This window comes from Terrabacter sp. 2TAF16, assembly GCF_052115065.1.
Taxonomy (GTDB): domain Bacteria; phylum Actinomycetota; class Actinomycetes; order Actinomycetales; family Dermatophilaceae; genus Terrabacter.
This window is the reverse complement of record NZ_JBFRFZ010000018.1, coordinates 1-19,422: the sequence shown is the minus strand read 5'-3', so window position 1 is coordinate 19,422 and position 19,422 is coordinate 1. Positions and strand designations below refer to the sequence as shown.

The 19,422-nt window shown below is 68.0% G+C and carries 14 protein-coding genes and 3 rRNA genes; 9 read left to right on the top strand and 8 right to left on the bottom strand.

From position 1 onward, the window contains the following. Nucleotides 1-39 precede the first annotated feature (39 nt). Nucleotides 40-1,824 carry an acetyl/propionyl/methylcrotonyl-CoA carboxylase subunit alpha gene (locus tag AB4Z14_RS20180; RefSeq protein WP_056773106.1) on the top strand — a complete coding sequence of 595 codons (1,785 nt, stop codon included), beginning with the start codon at nucleotides 40-42 and terminating at the stop codon, nucleotides 1,822-1,824. Between the two features lie 50 nt (nucleotides 1,825-1,874). Here AB4Z14_RS20180 and AB4Z14_RS20175 read toward each other — a convergent pair whose 3' ends face one another. Then, complete coding sequence (locus tag AB4Z14_RS20175; RefSeq protein WP_442276777.1) at nucleotides 1,875-2,411, bottom strand: antitoxin; 537 nt, start codon at nucleotides 2,409-2,411, stop codon at nucleotides 1,875-1,877. Nucleotides 2,412-2,531: 120 nt separating this feature from the next. Between AB4Z14_RS20175 and AB4Z14_RS20170 the strand changes: the two genes are divergently transcribed. Then, entirely contained in the window at nucleotides 2,532-2,753 is a 222-nt protein-coding gene (locus AB4Z14_RS20170; protein ID WP_442276776.1) for a hypothetical protein, read from the top strand. A 92-nt stretch (nucleotides 2,754-2,845) separates the two neighbouring features. Here AB4Z14_RS20170 and AB4Z14_RS20165 read toward each other — a convergent pair whose 3' ends face one another. Continuing rightward, complete coding sequence (locus AB4Z14_RS20165; protein ID WP_442276775.1) at nucleotides 2,846-4,249, bottom strand: NAD(P)H-quinone dehydrogenase; 1,404 nt, start codon at nucleotides 4,247-4,249, stop codon at nucleotides 2,846-2,848. A gap of 101 nt (nucleotides 4,250-4,350) precedes the next feature. Here AB4Z14_RS20165 and AB4Z14_RS20160 point away from each other — a divergent pair, with 101 nt between their 5' ends. Beyond that, complete coding sequence (locus AB4Z14_RS20160; RefSeq protein WP_442276774.1) at nucleotides 4,351-5,184, top strand: purine-nucleoside phosphorylase; 834 nt, start codon at nucleotides 4,351-4,353, stop codon at nucleotides 5,182-5,184. Beyond that, a complete protein-coding gene (locus AB4Z14_RS20155) occupies nucleotides 5,184-6,869 on the top strand; it encodes a phospho-sugar mutase (protein ID WP_442276773.1) in 1,686 nt (561 codons plus the stop codon). The genes AB4Z14_RS20160 and AB4Z14_RS20155 overlap by 1 nt, the downstream gene beginning before the upstream one ends. A gap of 74 nt (nucleotides 6,870-6,943) precedes the next feature. Here the strand turns inward: AB4Z14_RS20155 and AB4Z14_RS20150 are convergent, their stop codons facing one another. Beyond that, nucleotides 6,944-7,597: a PH domain-containing protein gene (locus tag AB4Z14_RS20150; protein ID WP_442276772.1), complete on the bottom strand. Its 654-nt coding sequence runs from the start codon at nucleotides 7,595-7,597 to the stop codon at nucleotides 6,944-6,946. A 55-nt stretch (nucleotides 7,598-7,652) separates the two neighbouring features. Between AB4Z14_RS20150 and deoC the strand changes: the two genes are divergently transcribed. Genes deoC through AB4Z14_RS20125 form a run of 5 tightly spaced genes read left to right on the top strand, consistent with a single transcriptional unit; the run spans nucleotide 7,653 to nucleotide 12,497 of the window. Then, nucleotides 7,653-8,639, top strand: a complete 987-nt coding sequence (gene deoC / locus AB4Z14_RS20145) for a deoxyribose-phosphate aldolase (protein WP_442276771.1) — start codon at nucleotides 7,653-7,655, stop codon at nucleotides 8,637-8,639. Nucleotides 8,640-8,699: 60 nt separating this feature from the next. After that, nucleotides 8,700-10,172 (top strand): aldehyde dehydrogenase family protein, encoded by a 1,473-nt coding sequence (locus tag AB4Z14_RS20140; protein ID WP_442276770.1) that lies wholly within the window; start codon nucleotides 8,700-8,702, stop codon nucleotides 10,170-10,172. Continuing rightward, nucleotides 10,169-11,056, top strand: a complete 888-nt coding sequence (locus tag AB4Z14_RS20135) for an aldehyde dehydrogenase family protein (RefSeq protein WP_442276769.1) — start codon at nucleotides 10,169-10,171, stop codon at nucleotides 11,054-11,056. Before AB4Z14_RS20140 ends, AB4Z14_RS20135 begins: the two co-directional genes overlap by 4 nt. A gap of 32 nt (nucleotides 11,057-11,088) precedes the next feature. Beyond that, the gene (locus AB4Z14_RS20130; protein ID WP_442276768.1) at nucleotides 11,089-11,805 is read left to right on the top strand and encodes a uridine kinase family protein; all 717 of its coding nucleotides are present in this window, start codon (nucleotides 11,089-11,091) and stop codon (nucleotides 11,803-11,805) included. Further along, nucleotides 11,802-12,497: an aspartate/glutamate racemase family protein gene (locus AB4Z14_RS20125; protein ID WP_442276767.1), complete on the top strand. Its 696-nt coding sequence runs from the start codon at nucleotides 11,802-11,804 to the stop codon at nucleotides 12,495-12,497. The genes AB4Z14_RS20130 and AB4Z14_RS20125 overlap by 4 nt, the downstream gene beginning before the upstream one ends. A 95-nt stretch (nucleotides 12,498-12,592) precedes the next feature. On the opposite strand, the gene AB4Z14_RS20120 is transcribed toward AB4Z14_RS20125, so the two are convergent. From AB4Z14_RS20120 to AB4Z14_RS20100, 5 genes are all read right to left on the bottom strand, one after another. Further along, nucleotides 12,593-13,750 (bottom strand): adenosine deaminase, encoded by a 1,158-nt coding sequence (locus AB4Z14_RS20120; protein WP_442276766.1) that lies wholly within the window; start codon nucleotides 13,748-13,750, stop codon nucleotides 12,593-12,595. Continuing rightward, nucleotides 13,747-14,019: a cupin domain-containing protein gene (locus tag AB4Z14_RS20115; protein ID WP_442276765.1), complete on the bottom strand. Its 273-nt coding sequence runs from the start codon at nucleotides 14,017-14,019 to the stop codon at nucleotides 13,747-13,749. The genes AB4Z14_RS20120 and AB4Z14_RS20115 overlap by 4 nt, the downstream gene beginning before the upstream one ends. Before the next feature lie 103 nt (nucleotides 14,020-14,122). After that, nucleotides 14,123-14,239 (bottom strand): 5S ribosomal RNA (rrf, locus tag AB4Z14_RS20110). Nucleotides 14,240-14,319: 80 nt separating this feature from the next. After that, nucleotides 14,320-17,449, bottom strand: a 23S ribosomal RNA gene (locus AB4Z14_RS20105). 423 nt (nucleotides 17,450-17,872) lie between these two features. Then, nucleotides 17,873-19,397 (bottom strand): 16S ribosomal RNA (locus AB4Z14_RS20100). The 16S, 23S and 5S rRNA genes sit together here, the layout of an rRNA operon. Nucleotides 19,398-19,422 lie beyond the last annotated feature (25 nt).

The following is a 19,422-nucleotide window of genomic DNA, read 5'->3' as shown; positions in this document are numbered from 1 at the left end:
GCCGAATTGACGTGACGTCAGCCCGATAGAGTCCGATCCATGGCACCCATCAGCAAGGTACTGATCGCAAACCGTGGTGAGATCGCCGTCCGCATCGCGCGGGCGTGCGCGGACAGTGGGATCGCCTCGGTCGCGGTCTACGCCGACCCGGACCGGGATGCCCTGCACGTCAAGGTCGCCGACGAGGCGTACGCCCTCGGGGGCTCGACCCCCGGTGAGAGCTACCTCGTCCAGGAGAAGCTGCTCGACGTCGCCCGTCAGGCCGGGGCGGACGCGGTCCACCCCGGCTACGGCTTCCTCGCCGAGAACGCGTCGTTCGCCCAGGCCGTCATCGACGCCGGGCTGGTCTGGATCGGCCCCGGACCGCAGGCCATCGACTCGCTGGGCGACAAGGTCAAGGCGCGCCACATCGCCACGAAGGCCGGCGCACCGCTCGTGCCCGGCACGAAGGATCCCGTCTCCGGGGCCGACGAGGTCGTCGAGTTCGCCAAGGAGCACGGCCTGCCCGTGGCGATCAAGGCGGCCTACGGCGGCGGCGGACGCGGCCTCAAGGTCGCCCGCGCGATGGAGGAGATCCCCGACCTCTACGACTCGGCCGTCCGCGAGGCCGTGACGGCGTTCGGCCGTGGCGAGTGCTTCGTCGAGCGCTTCCTCGACCACCCACGCCACGTCGAGACCCAGTGCCTCGCCGACCAGCACGGCAACGTCGTCGTCGTCTCGACCCGCGACTGCTCGCTCCAGCGCCGCAACCAGAAGCTCGTCGAGGAGGCCCCCGCACCCTTCCTCACCGAGGAGCAGCACACCGAGCTGCTCCGCGCGAGCAAGGCGATCCTCAAGGAGGCCGGCTACGTCGGCGCCGGGACGTGCGAGTTCCTCGTCGGGCCGGCCGGCGACATCAGCTTCCTCGAGGTCAACACGCGCCTGCAGGTCGAGCACCCCGTGACCGAGGAGGTCACCGGCATCGACCTCGTGCGCGAGCAGTTCCGCATCGCGAACGGCGAGTCCCTCGACTACGGCGACCCCGAGCCCCACGCCCACTCGATCGAGTTCCGGATCAACGGCGAGGACGCCGGCCGGGGCTTCCTCCCGGCCCCGGGCACCGTGAGCCGCATGGTCGTGCCGCAGGGCCCCGGCGTGCGCTGGGATGCCGGCATCGTCGAGGGCGACACGGTCGCCGGCGCGTTCGACTCCATGATCGCCAAGCTCGTCATCACCGGCCGCACCCGCGAGCAGGCCATCGAGCGCTCCCGTCGGGCGCTGGCCGAGCTGACCATCGAGGGCATGCCGACGGTCGTCCCCTTCCACCGCGCGGTCGTCGCCGACCCGGCCTTCGCACCGGCCGACGGCGCGCCGTTCACGATCCACACCCGCTGGATCGAGACGGAGTTCGACAACACCATCGAGGCGTATGCCGGCCCGGCGGCCGACACGGCCGAGGCGGAGGAGCGCCAGACCGTCGTCGTCGAGGTCGGCGGCAAGCGCCTCGAGGTCTCGCTCCCGGGCGGCCTCTCGCTCGGTGGTGGCGGGGGCGCCTCCGCGGCGAAGAAGAAGGCGCCCAAGCGGTCCGGCGGTGGCAAGTCCGGTGGCGCCGCCTCCGGCGACTCCCTCACGGCCCCGATGCAGGGCACCATCGTCAAGATCGCCGTCGAGGAGGGTGCGACCGTCGCAGCGGGTGACCTCATCATCGTCCTCGAGGCGATGAAGATGGAGCAGCCGATCACCGCCCACAAGGCCGGTGTCGTCTCCGGCCTGACCGCGAAGGTCGGCGAGACCGTCACGTCGGGCGCCGTGCTCGCCGAGATCGCGGACGTCGTCGAGGCCTGAACGACGCAGAACGGACAACGACGAGGGCCCCCGGGTGAGCGGCGCTCGCGTCAGCCCTGCCTGGCGGGCGGGTCGCCGAGGGTGATGTCACCCTCGCCCGATCCGGGCAGGTTGGGGTCGGGGACGCCGGGCAGGTCGTGCTCACCCGCGGGCTCGCCGGCTGGCGGGATCTCCGACGGTCCCGGTCCACCGGGCAGGTGGGGGTCGACGGGGGCCGGGTCGGTCGGGTCGACCGGGGGCCTCGGCTCGGTGGGTCCCGGAGCGGGCGCCGGGGTCGGGGTCGGGGTGGGCACGGGTTCCGGTGTGGGCGCAGGCACCGGGGTCGGAGCCGGCTCGGGCGTCGGAGCCGGGCTCGGCGCCGGCGCGGGCGGGGCCGGCGGCTCAGGGGCGCCGGGCGGCTGAGTGCCCTCCGCGTCGGCTGGCAGCCCGAGGCTCACCTTGAGCGTGTCGGTGCCCTGGTCGACCTGGTCTGCGTACTTGCCGCCGGTGCGCTCGTTGATGAGCTCCTCGGCCTTGTCGAGACCCTGCTCGGCCTGCTCGGGGTGACCCTTGACGAAGTCCTTGGCCTTCTGGATCCAGTCGCTCACTGCGTGTGCCTCCACGGTCCGACCTGCCCAGGAACGTCCGACCCGCGGCCCGGGCGACCTCCCTGGCGTGGCGACGACGCCGCCACCGTCCCGACGCTACGCCTCTGGCACACTGCACGTGTGTTTGCGACCCTCACCACTGCCACGGCCGAGCAGCCCGTCTTCTCCGTGGCGAACCTCGTCATCCTCATCGTCGTGGCGGCGATCCTCTACCCGCTCCAGAAGAAGCTGCGCCAGGTGGTCTCGCGCCGCCGACGCGAGCGGTGGGCCGAGGAGGACCGGCGCGCAAACCTCGAGCGCGGGTCGGCAGACCGGCCGGCGCCGGGCGACGAGCAGCACTGAGCCACCGACGGCGTATGCCGTCCGCCCGGGTCCCGCGGCGACGCGTGGCCGGCGCGCCGTCCCGCCTCGTCCGGTGTCGTCCCGGGCGGGTGTCAGTCGGACTGGTGCAGCTGGCGCGCCGCCTCGGCGATCGAGCCGGAGAGCGAGGGATAGACCGTGATGGTGCTCGACACCTGGTCGACGCTGAGCCGGTTCTGCACGGCCAGCGCGACGGGGTAGATCAGCTCTGAGGCCTTCGGCGCGACGACGACGCCGCCGAGCACCGTGCCGTAGCCCTTGCGGCAGAAGAGCTTGACGAAGCCGTCGCTGATGCCCTGCATCTTGGCGCGCGGGTTGCGGGCGAGCGGCAGGGTGACCGACTCGACCTCGGGTGACTCGTCGGCGGTGTTCTGGCTGATGCCGACCGTCGCGATCTCGGGCTCGGTGAAGATGTTGGCGGCGACGCCCCGGACGTTGAGCGGCGACACGGCGTCGCCGAGCGCGTGCCACATGGCGATGCGGCCCTGCATGGCGGCGACCGACGCGAGGGGCAGCACCCCGGTGCAGTCGCCCGCCGCGTAGACGCCGCCGACACTGGTGCGCGAGACGCGGTCGACCTGGACGTGTCCGGAGGGGCTGAGCTCGACGCCGGCCTCCTCGAGGCCGAGACCCGCGGTGTTGGGCACGGACCCGACGGCGAGCAGCGCGTGCGAGCCCTCGACCGTGCGGCCGTCAACGAGGGTCACGACGACGCCGTCGGCGGTGCGCTCGACCGAGGCTGCACGCGACTTGTTGAGGACCTCCATGCCGCGCTTGCGGAAGACGTCCTCGATGACGGTGGCGGCGTCGGCGTCCTCGCCGGGCAGCACCCGGTCACGGGAGGAGACGAGGACGACCTGGGAGCCGAGGCCGAGGTAGGCCTGGGCGAGCTCGGCGCCGGTGACACCGGAGCCGATGACGATGATGCGCTCGGGCAGCTCCTCGAGGGAGTAGATCTGCTGCCAGGTGAGGATGCGCTCGCCGTCGGGCCGCATCGTGTCCATGACGCGGGGCGCCGCGCCCGTGGCGACGAGGACGACGTGGGCCGTGAGCTCCCGCGTCGTGCCGTCGGCGAGCTCGGCGACGACGCGCTCGCGACCGGCGATCCGGGCGGTGCCGCGCAGGACCGTGACGCCGACCTGCTCGAGGCTGCCCTGGATGTCGGCGCTCTGGGCGGCCGCGAGCTCGAGGATCCGGTCGTTGACGGTGTGCGCCTGGGCGACGGCGTCGGACACCTCGTCACCGTCGTCGTCCTGCAGACGCACGCCGAGGCGCGAGGCCGTCTCGAAGTCGGACATGTAGTCGGCGGTCGCGATGAGGGCCTTGCTCGGCACGCAGTCCGTGAGGACCGCCGCGCCGCCGAGACCGTCCTTCTCGACGATGGTGACCTGCGCCCCGAGCTGGGCCGCGACGAGGGCCGCCTCGTAGCCGCCGGGGCCGCCGCCGATGATGACAACGGATGTCTCGCGCGTGATCACGGGACCATCCAACCATCCCCCGCGCCGAGGCCCGGCCGGCCCCCGAGCCGCCGCCCGGGGAGCGGTTCCTGCGCCGCGACGACCTCGCTAGAGTCCTGAGCGTGACCAGTTCCCACCGCGATCTCAGCGACCCCTCCACCGACCCCTTCGACGTCGCCGCCGACGCCGCCGCCGTCATCGCCGAGCGCACCGGCGTCGACCACCACGACGTCGCGCTCGTGCTCGGCTCGGGCTGGGGCCAGACCGCCGACCTCATCGGTGAGACGCTCGCGACCGTCGACAACGCCGACGTCCCCGGCTTCCACAAGGCCGCCGTCGCCGGCCACTCCGGCAGCATGCGCTCGGTCGCCATCGGCGACACCGGCCGTCGGGCCCTCGTCTTCGGCACCCGCACCCACTTCTACGAGGGACGCGGCGTGCGGGCCGTCGTCCACGGCGTGCGCACCGCGAAGGCCGCGGGCTGCTCGACGGTCGTCCTGACCAACGGGTGCGGCGGCCTCAACCCGGCCTGGGCGCCCGGCACCCCGGTCCTCATCCGCGACCACATCAACCTCACCGCGCACTCCCCCATCGAGGGTGCGAACTTCGTCGACCTCACCGACCTCTACACCCCGCGACTGCGCGACCTCGCCCGCGAGGTCGACCCCGACCTCGACGAGGGCGTCTACGTCCAGTTCCGCGGCCCCCACTACGAGACCCCGGCCGAGGTGCAGATGGCCAAGGTCATCGGCGGGGACCTCGTCGGCATGTCGACGAGCCTCGAGGCGATCGCCGCGCGTCAGGCCGGGCTCGACGTCCTCGGCATCTCGCTCGTCACCAACCTCGCCGCGGGCATCTCGGACCTGCCGCTGAGCCACGCGGAGGTGCTCGAGGCCGGCCAGGCCGCCGCCGAACGGTGCGGCCGCCTGCTCGCAGCGGTCGTGGGGCGTCTCTGATGACGACCGTCGACACGACCGAGACGTTGTATGCCGCGGCGCGCGCCTGGCGCGACGACGACCCCGACCCGACGACCCGTGACGAGCTCGATGCCGTCCTCGGGCGGGCCGCCGCGGGAGACGCGGAGGCCGCCGCCGACCTCGCCGACCGCATGGCGGGCCTGCTCGAGTTCGGGACCGCGGGCCTGCGCGGGGCCCTCGGCGCCGGCCCCAACCGGATGAACCGCAGCGTCGTCATCCGCGCGGCGGCCGGCCTCACGGCATACCTCAAGGACGAGGGGCGCGCCGGCGAGGCGCCGACGGTCGTCGTCGGCTTCGACGCACGCTACAACTCCGACGTCTTCGCCCGCGACACGGCCGCGGTCGTCGTCGCTGCCGGCGGTCGGGCGCTGCTGCTGCCCCAGCCCCTTCCGACGCCCGTCCTCGCGTTCGCGATCCGCCACCTCGGCGCCGATGCCGGCGTCATGGTGACGGCGAGCCACAACCCGCCTCAGGACAACGGCTACAAGGTCTACCTCGGCGACGGCAGCCAGATCGTGCCGCCGGCCGACGCCCAGATCGCCGCCCACATCGGTCGCGTCGAGCGGGTGGCCGACGTGCCGCGCGTGTCCGAGGGCTGGGAGACGCTGGGCGACAACCTCCTCGAGGACTACGTCGACGCCGTCGTCAGCGTCGTCGACCCGCACTCACCGCGCGACCTGCGCATCGTCCACACGAGCCTGCACGGCGTCGGCCACGGCACGGTGCACACGGCCTTCGTCCAGGCGGGCTTCGCGGCCCCGGTCGTCGTCGACGAGCAGGCCGTGCCCGACCCGGACTTCCCGACCGTCGCCTTCCCGAACCCCGAGGAGAAGGGTGCGATCGACCTCGCGCTCGCCCGTGCGCGCGCCGTCGGCTGCGACCTCGTCATCGCCAACGACCCCGATGCCGACCGCTGCGCCGCCGCCGTGCTCGACCCGGCGCTCGGCGACTGGCGGATGCTGCGCGGCGACGAGGTGGGGGCACTGCTCGGCGCGCACATCGTGCAGCGAGGTGTCTCGCGCCGCGACGTCTTCGCCAACTCCATCGTGTCCTCGCGCCTGCTCGCGTCGATCGCCAAGGCGGCCGGACTCGCCCACGAGGAGACGCTGACCGGCTTCAAGTGGATCTCCCGCGTCGACCGGCTGCGCTACGGCTACGAGGAGGCGCTCGGCTACTGCGTCGCCCCGCAGCTCGTCCGCGACAAGGACGGCGTCAGCGCCGCCCTCCTGCTCGCCGAGCTCGCGGCCGGCCTCAAGGCGCAGGGGCGCTCCCTCATCGACCTGCTCGACGACCTCGCGATCGAGCACGGCGTCCACGCGACCGACTCGTTCGCGGTGCGCGTCTCGGACCTCGCCCAGACCGACACCCTCATGAGCCGCCTGCGTGCCGAGCCACCCACCACGGTGGCCGGCGTCGACGTCGCCCGCGTCGACGACCTCGCGGAGGGCGACGGCGGGCTGCCACCGACCGAGGGACTGCGCTACCACCTCGCCGACCGCTCGCGGGTCATCGTCCGCCCGAGCGGCACCGAGCCCAAGGTGAAGGTCTACCTCGAGGTCATCGAGCCCGTGGCCGGTCCGGCGTCGCTCGGGGAGTCCCGTGCGGTCGCCGAGACGCGCCTCGCCCGGGTCCGGGCCGACCTCGAACGCCTCACGTCCCTGTGACGCCGCTCCACGCGTACGCCATCGACGGCGTACGCGTGGGGCCGGGCCACCCTGACCCGTCAGAGCGGGCCAGGTCAGACGACGAACGTGCCGATGACGAAGAAGGCGAGGCCGACGAGGAGCAGGCCGACGGACGCCGGGTCCCAGACCTGGTGCGCGATGCGTGGCGTCCGGCCGTCCTTGCGCTTGCGGTCGGCGCTCATCCGGGCCTCGACCTCGGCCGCGACGGCCTGCGCCTCGACCTTCGACTTCGCCGGCTCCTCGGTGGTCCCCTTGCCCCGCACCTTGTTGGCGCCCACGGTCAGCATGCCGCGGCCGTACCTCGGACGACCGGGGTCGGCCGGCACCCCCCACGCGGTGTAGCGGCGGCCGTCCGCGACGACCTCGAGCGCCCAGCGTGACCTGACCTCGCTGATGGCCGGCCACGTGACGTCGACGACCCGCAACGGGTTGACGAGTCGGATCCCCTCGGCGTGGATGACGACGCAGGGGCGCACGACGAAGAGCCACAGCAGCACGAGTGCGAGCACCACGGTCGAGATGAGCGTCCAGCTGCGCGGTTCGGTCAGCACACCGGGGACGAGCAGGGCGACGCCGGCCGCCGCGCCGATGACGCCGACGGTGACCGACGAGCCGGGCCGGAGCGTGCGGGCATCGCGCAGGGCGACGCGCTGGGGATGCTCCTCGGCGGGTGAGTCGGAGGGCAGCGGGGACACGTCGGGGCTCACGGACAGACTCTCTCACGCGTCACGGGCCGTCTCGATAGGTGGATAGACTCCCGTGGTGACAGTTAGCACCACGACGCGCACCGCGCAGGACCTCACCGCGCAGGCGCGGGACGTCCTCGGGGTGTCGCGCCTGACGAACCATGCCCTCACCTCCTGGCTGCACGGCCTCCCCGGGGTCGACCAGGTCGGCTGCGAGGCACGGGCGGCGTCCCTCGGCACCCGCTCGATCAAGACGACGAGCAAGGCCTGGGCGATCGACACCGCCATCGGGATGATCGACCTGACCACCCTCGAGGGCTCCGACACGGTCGGCAAGGTCCGGTCCCTCTGCGCCAAGGCCCTCGTGCCCGACCCGCTCGACCCCACGACGCCACGCCCCGCCGCCATCTGCGTCTACGGCGACATGGTCGCGACCGCGAAGGCCGCGCTCGGCGACAGCGGCATCCACGTCGCCGCCGTGGCGACGGCCTTCCCGTCCGGGCGCGCGAGCATGCCGGTCAAGCTGGCCGACACCCGCGACGCCGTCGAGGCCGGCGCCGACGAGATCGACATGGTCATCGACCGCGGTGCGTTCCTCTCGGGTGACTACCTCACCGTCTTCAACCAGATCGCCGAGGTCAAGCAGGCCTGCGGCACGGCGCACCTCAAGGTCATCATGGAGACCGGCGAGCTCGTCACCTACGACAACGTCCGCCGCGCCTCGTACCTCTCGATGCTCGCGGGCGGTGACTTCATCAAGACCTCCACCGGCAAGGTGCAGCCCGCCGCCACCCTGCCCGTCACGCTCATCATGCTCGAGGCCGTGCGCGACTGGCGCGACCTCACCGGCAGTCAGGTCGGCGTCAAGCCGGCCGGTGGCATCAAGACGACCAAGGACGCCATCAAGTACCTCGTCATGGTCAGCGAGATCGCCGGCGACGACTGGCTCTCGCCCGAGTGGTTCCGCTTCGGCGCCTCGAGCCTGCTCAACGACCTCATCCTCCAGCGTCAGAAGCTCGCCACGGGTGCCTACTCCGGCGCCGACTACGTGACGATCGACTGATCGCGACTGCCTGACTGACCGACCGCGCCTCACACGACAGCGCCCACGAAAGACACCCTGATGCCGAAGTTCGAGTACGCCCCAGCGCCGGAGTCGCGCGCCATCGTCACGATCGAGAAGTCCTACGGTCTCTTCATCGACGGTGCGTTCACGCGTCCCAAGGCGACCTTCCCCACCGTCAACCCCGCCGACGAGACGGTCCTGGCCGAGGTGAGCCAGGCCGGCCCCAAGGACGTCGACCAGGCCGTCGCCGCGGCCAGGCGAGCCTACGAGGGCGTCTGGGGCCGGATGAGCGGCGCCGAGCGCGGCAAGTACCTCTTCCGCATCGCCCGCATCCTGCAGGAGCGGGCCCGCGAGTTCGCCGTGCTCGAGACGCTCGACAACGGCAAGCCGATCAAGGAGACGCGGGATGTAGACGTGCCGGTCGCCGCGGCGCACTTCTTCTACCACGCGGGCTGGGCCGACAAGCTGGAGTATGCCGGCCTGTCCGCCTCGGGCGCCGACGTGCCGCGCCCGCACGGCGTGGTCGGGCAGGTCATCCCGTGGAACTTCCCGCTGCTCATGCTCGCGTGGAAGATCGCGCCGGCCCTCGCGACGGGCAACACCGTCCTGCTCAAGCCCGCCGAGACGACCCCGCTGAGCGCGCTGCTCTTCGCCGAGGTGTGCCAGCAGGCCGACCTGCCCGCCGGTGTCGTCAACATCATCACCGGTGACGGCCGCACCGGTCAGGCGCTCGTCGAGCACCCCGACGTCGACAAGATCGCGTTCACCGGCTCGACCGACGTCGGCAAGGCGATCGCGCGGTCCATCGCCGGCACGTCGAAGAAGGCGACGCTCGAGCTCGGCGGCAAGGCCGCCAACATCGTCTTCGACGACGCGCCCCTCGACCAGGCCGTCGAGGGCATCGTCAACGGCATCTTCTTCAACCAGGGTCAGGTCTGCTGCGCCGGCTCGCGCCTGCTGGTCCAGGAGAACGTCCACGACCAGGTCGTCGCCAAGCTCAAGCGCCGCCTCGGCACGCTGCGCGTCGGTGACCCGATGGACAAGAACAGCGACCTCGGCGCGATCAACTCCAAGGCGCAGCTCGACCGCATCACCTCGCTCGTCGAGGCCGGCGTCGCCGAGGGCGCCGAGCGCTGGAGCCCCGAGTGCACGCTGCCCGCCAAGGGCTACTGGTTCCCGCCGACGGTGCTCACCGGTGTCTCGCAGACGCACCGCGTCGCCACCGAGGAGATCTTCGGGCCGGTCCTGTCGGTGTTGACCTTCCGCACGCCGCAGGAGGCGGTCGCCAAGGCCAACAACTCGGCGTACGGCCTGTCCGCGGGTGTCTGGACCGAGAAGGGCTCGCGCATCCTCTGGATGGCCGACCAGCTCAAGGCCGGCGTCGTCTGGGCCAACACCTTCAACCGCTTCGACCCGACCTCGCCCTTCGGTGGCTACAAGGAGTCGGGCTACGGCCGCGAAGGCGGCCGCCACGGCCTCGAGGCCTACGTCACCACCGCCCCTTCGACCCTGACGGGAGCCGCCCGATGAGCCGCCTCGACGTGCGCAAGACCTACAAGCTCTACATCGGGGGCAAGTTCCCGCGCAGCGAGTCCGGTCGCTCCTACGAGGTCGTCTCGGCCGCGGGCGAGTTCCTCGCCAACGCCGCGATGGGGTCGCGCAAGGACGTTCGCGACGCCGTCGTGGCTGCACGCGCTGCCCTGCCCGGCTGGTCGGGTACCACGGCGTACAACCGCGGCCAGGTGCTCTACCGCGTCGCCGAGGTGCTCGAGGGCCGCCGCGCCCAGTTCGTCGACGAGGTCGCCGCGACCGAGGGCCTGACGGCTCGCGCCGCGGGTGCCGTCGTCGACGCGGCGATCGACCGGGTCGTCTGGTACTCCGGGTGGACCGACAAGATCGCCCAGGTGCTCGGCAACCTCAACCCGGTCGCTGGACCCTTCTTCAACGTGTCGGCTCCCGAGCCGACGGGTGTCGTGGGCGTGCTTGCGCCGCAAGCCTCCTCGCTGCTCGGGCTCGTGTCCGTCGTGGCCCCGGTCATCGCGTCGGGCAACACGGCCGTCGTCGTGTCATCGGCCGCTCGTCCGCTGCCGGCGGTGACCTTCAGCGAGGTGCTCGCGACGTCCGACGTGCCCGGTGGCGTCGTCAACATCGTCACGGCCCAGACCGCCGAGGTCGCCACGTGGCTCGCTGCGCACCGCGACGTCAACGCCATCGACCTCACCGGCGTCGCCGGCGCCGAGGGCGTCGACTGGGCCGCGCTCGAGGCGGAGGCCGCCGGCAACCTCAAGCGCGTCTACCGACCGGCTCTGGCCGACGGCGTTCCCGTCGAGCCCGACTGGAACGCCGACCCCGGTCTCGGTCGCATCCGGGCCTTCGTCGAGACGAAGACCGTCTGGCACCCCAAGGGTCTCTGACCCGGTCCCTGGACCTGGTGGAGGAGGGCGAGGTGGCGTCGGTCGACCACCGTTCGGGCGACACCGCGGGCGAGCAGCCCGCGGGTCGGCCCGGCGCGGACCCCGCTGGTGCGCCGGCGACCGGCGGGACCGGCCGTGACCGCCGCCGCGTCATCCTCCTGACCGGACCGAGCGGCGCCGGCAAGAGCCGGCTCTCGGCACGGCTCAGCGCCACCCACGGGTGGCCGGTCGTGCGGCTCGACGACTTCTACCGCGAGGCGAGCGACCCGCAGCTGCCCCGCTCCCCCCTGGGCATCCCCGACTGGGACCACGCCGACTCGTGGGACGCCCAGGCCGCGGTCGAGGCGCTGCGGACGCTGGTCGACGACGGCCGCGTCGAGGTGCCCGTCTACGACATCGGCGCCTCTGCGGTGACGGGTCGGCACGTCGTGGAGGCCCGCCCCACCGACTTCGTCCTCGCCGAGGGGCTCTTCGCGGGACGTCTCGTCGAGCCGCTGCGCCGGGAGGGACTGCTCGCCGATGCCCTGTGCGTGCGCCAGAACCGCAGCCTGACGGCCCTGCGCCGCTTCGTGCGTGACCTGTCAGAGCGTCGCAAGCCGCCGCACATCCTCGTGCGGCGTGGGCTCGCCCTGTGGCGCGACGAGCCCCGGGTCGTCGCACAGGCACGCGCAGACGGCGCCCGCTGCCTGCATCCCCGACAGGCGGAGTCCGAGCTCGGCACCCTCCTCGGGGTCGGTGCCTCGACGTGAGGCTCGTCGGTCTGCTCGGAGGCATGAGCTGGGAGTCGAGCGCGGAGTACTACCGCCTCGCCAACGAGCTGGTCCGTGAGCGGGTCGGCGGTCTGGCCTCGGCGCGACTGCTCCTGCACTCCGTCGACTTCGCCGAGGTCGAGCGACTCCAGGCGGAGGACCGCTGGGACGAGGCCGGCGCGCTGCTCGCGGCGGCGGCCGCGGGACTGGAGGCCGGCGGGGCCGAGCTGCTCGTGCTGTGCACCAACACCATGCACAAGGTGGCTCCCGCCATCGAGGCTGCAGTCTCGATCCCCCTGCTGCACATCGGCGACGTGACGGCGCGGGCGGTGCGCGCTGCGGGCCTCGCACGAGTCGGTCTGCTCGCCACGTCCTACACGATGGAGCAGGACTTCCTGCGCGAGCGTCTCGCTGGTCACGGGCTCACCGTGCTCGTGCCCGACGGCGGCGACCGCGCGGTGGTCCACCACATCATCTACGAGGAGCTGTGCCTCGGCGTGGTGACCGAGGAGTCCCGGCAGGCCTACCGCGACGTCATCGCGCGGCTCGTCGCCGCCGGCGCCGAGGGTGTAATCCTCGGCTGCACCGAGATCGAGCTGCTCGTCGACCAGTCCGACGCGGACGTGCCGGTCTTCCCGACGACGCGCCTGCACGTCGAGGCCGCCGTCGACGCCGCGCTCGCGGACGACTGACCCCTCTGTCCCTGACGCCAACAGCCGGTTCGAGGTGATCGCGCGCCCCCAGGGGGCGTCACGATCACCTCGAACCGGGCGAGGTACGGACGCTGTCAGGCGATGGGCGGGGCCTGGTAGCCGAGGGTTGCGTAGCCGGGCTTGATCACGTCGTCGATGAGTGCCAGACGCTCGTCGAAGGGGATGAAGGCCGACTTCATGGCGTTGATCGTCACCCAACGCAGGTCCTCGAGGGTCCAGCCGGCCTCGTCGCGCAGCAGGGCCGCCTCCTTGCTCATCGACGTGTCGCTCATGAGCCGGTTGTCGGTGTTGAGCGTGACGCGGAAGCGCAGGCGACGCAGCAGCGTGATCGGGTGCAGCGCGATCGACGGCGCCGCGGAGGTCTGCAGGTTGCTGCTCGGGCACATCTCGAGGGGGATGCGCTTGTCGCGCACGTAGGCCGACAGGCGCCCCAGACGCACCCGGTCCAGCTCGAGCGACGTCAGTGCGTCGGCCTCGTCCTTGTTCCCCTCGACCCACTGCGCGAAGGGTGCGCCGTCGATGGTGATGTCGTCGACGATGCGGACACCGTGACCGAGACGGTCCGCGCCGCACCACTGGATCGCCTCCCAGATCGACGGCAGACCGAAGGCCTCCCCGGCGTGGATCGTGAAGTGGAAGTTCTCGCGGCGGAGGTACTCGAACGCGTCGAGGTGACGGGTGGGCGGATAGCCGGCCTCTGCGCCGGCGATGTCGAAGCCGGACACGCCCTCGTCGCGGTAGCGGATCGCGAGCTCCGCGATCTCCGTCGACTTCGCCGCGTGGCGCATCGCCGTGAGCAGCGAGGTGACCCGGATCGGGTGACCGGCGGCCGCGGCCTTGGCCTCTCCGTCGCGCAGACCGGCGTTGACGGCCTCGACGACTCCCTCGAGCGTCAGACCCCGGGTCAGGTGCTGCTCCGGCGCATAGCGGCTCTCGGCGTAGACCACGCCGTCGGAGGCCAGGTCCTGGGCGCACTCGCTCGCGACCCGGAACAGGCCCTCGCGCGTCTGCATGACGGCCAGGGTGTGGTCGAACGTCTCCAGGTAGCGCGGGAGCGACCCGGAGTCGGCGCTCTCACGGAACCACGTGCCGAGGGCGGCCGCCTCGGTCTCGGGTAGGGCGTCGTAGCCGACGTCCGCGGCCAGCTCGATGATCGACTGGGGGCGCATGCCGCCGTCGAGATGATCGTGGAGCAGGACCTTGGGAGCGCGCAGCACATCGTCCGAACTCACGACGCATCCCCGGCCGCCGTATCGGCGTCCTCCTCGCGATGGACCGAGTCCGGGCTGAAGGCCGGCAGGCAGACGGCGACGTACTCCGCGCCCTCGGGACCGCACGAGTAGCGGATGCGCTCACCGCCGCGCGTGATCACCGACTGGCCGGCGCCCACCTCGAGGGTGCCGCTGTCGTGGTCGATGAGCACCGTGCCGGCGAGGACGAGCGTGATCTCGTCGAACTCGGGGGCCTGGAAGGGCTCGGACCATCCGGCCGGCGCCACCATGCGAGCGACCGAGACCGAGCCCTGCAGACGGGCGTCAGGAGTGTTGACGGCACCGATGTGCTCGTCGATGACCTTGCCACCGGGAACGGGGATGCGGGTCGGTGTCCGGCTGCGTCCTACTCTCCCACACCGTCACCAGTGCAGTACCATCGGCGCTGAAGGGCTTAGCTTCCGGGTTCGGAATGGAGCCGGGCGTTTCCCCTTCGCTATGACAGCCGAAACTCTATGGAGATATCAATTCAGTGGGTGGTGTTCCCGTTTGTATCTCGGGAACCGCACAGTGGACGCGTAGCATCTTTGTAAGTCAAGTTATCGGCTTATTAGTACCGGTCAGCTCCACACATTGCTGTGCTTCCACATCCGGCCTATCAACCCAGTAGTCTAGCTGGGAGCCTCTCGCCCTCGCGGGCCTGGAAACCTCATCTTGAAACGTGCTTCCCGCTTAGATGCTTTCAGCGGTTATCACTTCCGAACGTAGCTAATCAGCGGTGCTCTTGGCAGAACAACTGACACACCAGAGGTTCGTCCATCCCGGTCCTCTCGTACTAGGGACAGCCTTTCTCAAGTTTCCTACGCGCACAGCGGATAGGGACCGAACTGTCTCACGACGTTCTAAACCCAGCTCGCGTACCGCTTTAATGGGCGAACAGCCCAACCCTTGGGACCTACTCCAGCCCCAGGATGCGACGAGCCGACATCGAGGTGCCAAACCATGCCGTCGATATGGACTCTTGGGCAAGATCAGCCTGTTATCCCCGGGGTACCTTTTATCCGTTGAGCGACGGCGCTTCCACAAGCCACCGCCGGATCACTAGTCCCGACTTTCGTCCCTGCTCGACATGTCTGTCTCACAGTCAAGCTCCCTTGTGCACTTACACTCGAAACCTGATTACCAACCAGGCTGAGGGAACCTTTGGGCGCCTCCGTTACCTTTTAGGAGGCAACCGCCCCAGTTAAACTACCCACCAGGCACTGTCCCTGATCCGGATCACGGACCGAGGTTAGATATCCAGAACGACCAGAGTGGTATTTCAACGTTGACTCCACCATCACTGACGTGACGGCTTCACAGTCTCCCACCTATCCTACACAAGCCGTACCGAACACCAATACCAAGCTGTAGTAAAGGTCCCGGGGTCTTTCCGTCCTGCTGCGCGTAACGAGCATCTTTACTCGTAGTGCAATTTCGCCGAGTTCGTGGTTGAGACAGTGGAGAAGTCGTTACGCCATTCGTGCAGGTCGGAACTTACCCGACAAGGAATTTCGCTACCTTAGGATGGTTATAGTTACCACCGCCGTTTACTGGCGCTTAAGTTCTCAGCTTCGCCGTGAGGCTAACCGGTCCCCTTAACGTTCCAGCACCGGGCAGGCGTCAGTCCGTATACATCGTCTTGCGACTTGGCACGGACCTGTGTTTTTAGTAAACAGTCGCTTCTCCCTGGTCTCTGCGGCCGATCACGCTCAGCCAGCTAGTGGCGTCACGATCAGGGCCCCCCTTCTCCCGAAGTTACGGGGGTATTTTGCCGAATTCCTTAACCACGATTCACTCGATCGCCTTGGTATTCTCTACCTAACCACCTGAGTCGGTTTGGGGTACGGGCGGCTCGAACCTCGCTAGAAGTTTTTCTCGGCAGCATAGGATCACCCTCTTCCCGCATTCGCGGTCACTATCAGGTCTCAGGCTTCATGCGACCCGGATTTGCCTGGATCGCGCCCTACACCCTTGGACGTGGACAACCATCGCCACGCGGAGGCTACCTTCCTGCGTCACTCCATCGCTTGACTACTACCAGATCGGGCCGTGCGCTCCACACACCCGATGGACCCGAAGGTCCGGTGGGCGTGCTTCAGGCACTTAGCATCACAAGGTTCGTCATGGGCGGTCCTTCGCCGGTTCCGGAATATCAACCGGATGTCCATCGACTACGCCTGTCGGCCTCGCCTTAGGTCCCGACTTACCCAGGGCAGATTAGCTTGACCCTGGAACCCTTGGTTATTCGGCGGACGGGTTTCTCGCCCGTCATTCGCTACTCATGCCTGCATTCTCACTCGTGTGGCCTCCACGGCTGGTTCACACCGCCGCTTCCCTGGCCACACGACGCTCCCCTACCCATCAACACGCCTGGACACCGAACCCGCAGGTGTCGGTGCCGAGCAGTATGTCAATGCCACAGCTTCGGTGGTGTGCTTGAGCCCCGCTACATTGTCGGCGCGGAATCACTTGACCAGTGAGCTATTACGCACTCTTTAAAGGGTGGCTGCTTCTAAGCCAACCTCCTGGTTGTCACAGCAACTCCACATCCTTTCCCACTTAGCACACGCTTAGGGACCTTAGCTGGTGATCTGGGCTGTTTCCCTCTCGACTACGGAGCTTATCCCCCGCAGTCTCACTGCCACGCTCTCACTTACCGGCATTCGGAGTTTGGCTAACGTCAGTAACCTGGTGAGGCCCATTAGCTATCCAGTAGCTCTACCTCCGGCAAGAAACACGTGACGCTGCACCTAAATGCATTTCGGGGAGAACCAGCTATCACGGAGTTTGATTGGCCTTTCACCCCTACCCACAGCTCATCCCCTCAGTTTTCAACCTAAGTGGGTTCGGTCCTCCACGCAGTCTTACCTGCGCTTCAACCTGGCCATGGGTAGATCACTCCGCTTCGGGTCTAGACCCAGCGACTCAAACGCCCTRTTCGGACTCGCTTTCGCTACGGCTTCCCCACACGGGTTAACCTCGCCACTGAGCACTAACTCGCAGGCTCATTCTTCAAAAGGCACGCTGTCACCCCACACGCCCAACGGCGGGAGGCTCCAACGGATTGTAGGCACACGGTTTCAGGATCTATTTCACTCCCCTCCCGGGGTACTTTTCACCTTTCCCTCACGGTACTTGTCCGCTATCGGTCACCAGGGAATATTTAGGCTTAGCAGGTGGTCCTGCCAGATTCACACGGGATTTCTCGGGCCCCGTGCTACTTGGGAAATCCACCGGGAGTCCACACCATTTCGTCTACGGGGGTCGCACCCTCTATGCCGAGCCATTCAATGCTCTTCGACTATGACGCAGATTTCTTACTCCCCGCCGACCTGTCAGAGCCAGCTGGTGGGTCCCACGACCCCGAACGTGCAACGCCTGACAGCTATCACACACGCCCGGTTTAGCCTCATCCGCTTTCGCTCGCCACTACTCACGGAATCACATGTTGTTTTCTCTTCCTGTGGGTACTGAGATGTTTCACTTCCCCACGTTCCCTCCACACACCCTATATATTCAGGTGCGGGTGACTGGACTTGCCTCCAGCCGGGTTTCCCCATTCGGAAATCCTCGGATCACAGTCTGGTTATCGACTACCCGAGGCTTATCGCAGATTCCTACGTCCTTCTTCGGTTCCTGGTGCCAAGGCATCCACCGTGTGCCCTTAAAAACTTGACACTACAAAGATGCTCGCGTCCACTGTGAAGTTCTCAAAATACAACCGGCACCCCACACCCACCACAAGCACAGCTCGCGATCTCGGCAGGGCCCACAACCAGAAAAACCAGCCCACACACACCACCCGAGCCAACCAGACCCCCAAAGAGGGCCAGGCCAGCTCGAGCCGGCACGTGTCGTCCGATCCTTCAGGACCCAACAACGTGTCAGACACCGCACCCACCATCCCCCACGTTCCACTGCCGYACCCCCCGGAAGGGGACGCAACCCCCACGAAGGGAGCTGCCGGCYTGTACTTGTGAGAGACACCAGGACGGTGTCAAGTAATCGATGTTCCACCCTTGAGCACCCCCCACCGAGCATGCGTCGGTGGCGAGGCCACTGCGCCACAGACCATGACGGCCTGGGCGAGTTGCTCCTTAGAAAGGAGGTGATCCAGCCGCACCTTCCGGTACGGCTACCTTGTTACGACTTAGTCCCAATCGCCAGTCCCACCTTCGACGGCTCCCTCTGTAAACAGTTGGGCCACCGGCTTCGGGTGTTACCGACTTTCGTGACTTGACGGGCGGTGTGTACAAGGCCCGGGAACGTATTCACCGCAGCGTTGCTGATCTGCGATTACTAGCGACTCCGACTTCATGGGGTCGAGTTGCAGACCCCAATCCGAACTGAGACCGGTTTTTTGGGATTCGCTCCACCTCGCGGTTTCGCAGCCCTTTGTACCGGCCATTGTAGCATGCGTGAAGCCCAAGACATAAGGGGCATGATGATTTGACGTCATCCCCACCTTCCTCCGAGTTGACCCCGGCAGTCTCCTATGAGTCCCCACCATGACGTGCTGGCAACATAGAACGAGGGTTGCGCTCGTTGCGGGACTTAACCCAACATCTCACGACACGAGCTGACGACAACCATGCACCACCTGTACACCAGTCCGAAGACGCACCCATCTCTGAGTGATTCCGGTGTATGTCAAGCCTTGGTAAGGTTCTTCGCGTTGCATCGAATTAATCCGCATGCTCCGCCGCTTGTGCGGGCCCCCGTCAATTCCTTTGAGTTTTAGCCTTGCGGCCGTACTCCCCAGGCGGGGAACTTAATGCGTTAGCTGCGGCACGGATCTCGTGGAATGAGACCCACACCTAGTTCCCAACGTTTACGGCATGGACTACCAGGGTATCTAATCCTGTTCGCTCCCCATGCTTTCGCTTCTCAGTGTCAGTAATGGCCCAGAGACCTGCCTTCGCCATCGGTGTTCCTCCTGATATCTGCGCATTCCACCGCTACACCAGGAATTCCAGTCTCCCCTACCACACTCTAGTCTGCCCGTACCCACTGCAAGTCCGAGGTTGAGCCTCGGATTTTCACAGCAGACGCGACAAACCACCTACAAGCTCTTTACGCCCAATAATTCCGGACAACGCTCGCACCCTACGTATTACCGCGGCTGCTGGCACGTAGTTAGCCGGTGCTTCTTCTGCAGGTACCGTCACTTGCGCTTCTTCCCTGCTGAAAGAGGTTTACAACCCGAAGGCCGTCATCCCTCACGCGGCGTCGCTGCATCAGGCTTGCGCCCATTGTGCAATATTCCCCACTGCTGCCTCCCGTAGGAGTCTGGGCCGTGTCTCAGTCCCAGTGTGGCCGGTCGCCCTCTCAGGCCGGCTACCCGTCGTCGCCTTGGTGAGCCACTACCTCACCAACAAGCTGATAGGCCGCGAGTCCATCCCAGACCGAAAAACTTTCCACACCATACCCATGCAGGTTGATGTCATATCCGGTATTAGCTCCGGTTTCCCGGGGTTATCCCAGAGTCTGGGGCAGGTTACTCACGTGTTACTCACCCGTTCGCCACTGATCAAACAAGAGCAAGCTCTCGTCATCACCGTTCGACTTGCATGTGTTAAGCACGCCGCCAGCGTTCGTCCTGAGCCAGGATCAAACTCTCCGTTGATGTTCAAACACCCACCCCCCAACCC

Bases quoted from the DNA above. Each gene is read 5' to 3' on its own strand.
- AB4Z14_RS20115 (WP_442276765.1), bottom strand. From the start codon at position 14,019: ATGGTGGCGCCGGCCGGATGGTCCGAGCCCTTCCAGGCCCCCGAGTTC.
- AB4Z14_RS20140 (WP_442276770.1), top strand. From the start codon at position 8,700: ATGCCGAAGTTCGAGTACGCCCCAGCGCCGGAGTCGCGCGCCATCGTC.
- AB4Z14_RS20155 (WP_442276773.1), top strand. From the start codon at position 5,184: ATGACGACCGTCGACACGACCGAGACGTTGTATGCCGCGGCGCGCGCC.
- AB4Z14_RS20135 (WP_442276769.1), top strand. From the start codon at position 10,169: ATGAGCCGCCTCGACGTGCGCAAGACCTACAAGCTCTACATCGGGGGC.
- AB4Z14_RS20180 (WP_056773106.1), top strand. From the start codon at position 40: ATGGCACCCATCAGCAAGGTACTGATCGCAAACCGTGGTGAGATCGCC.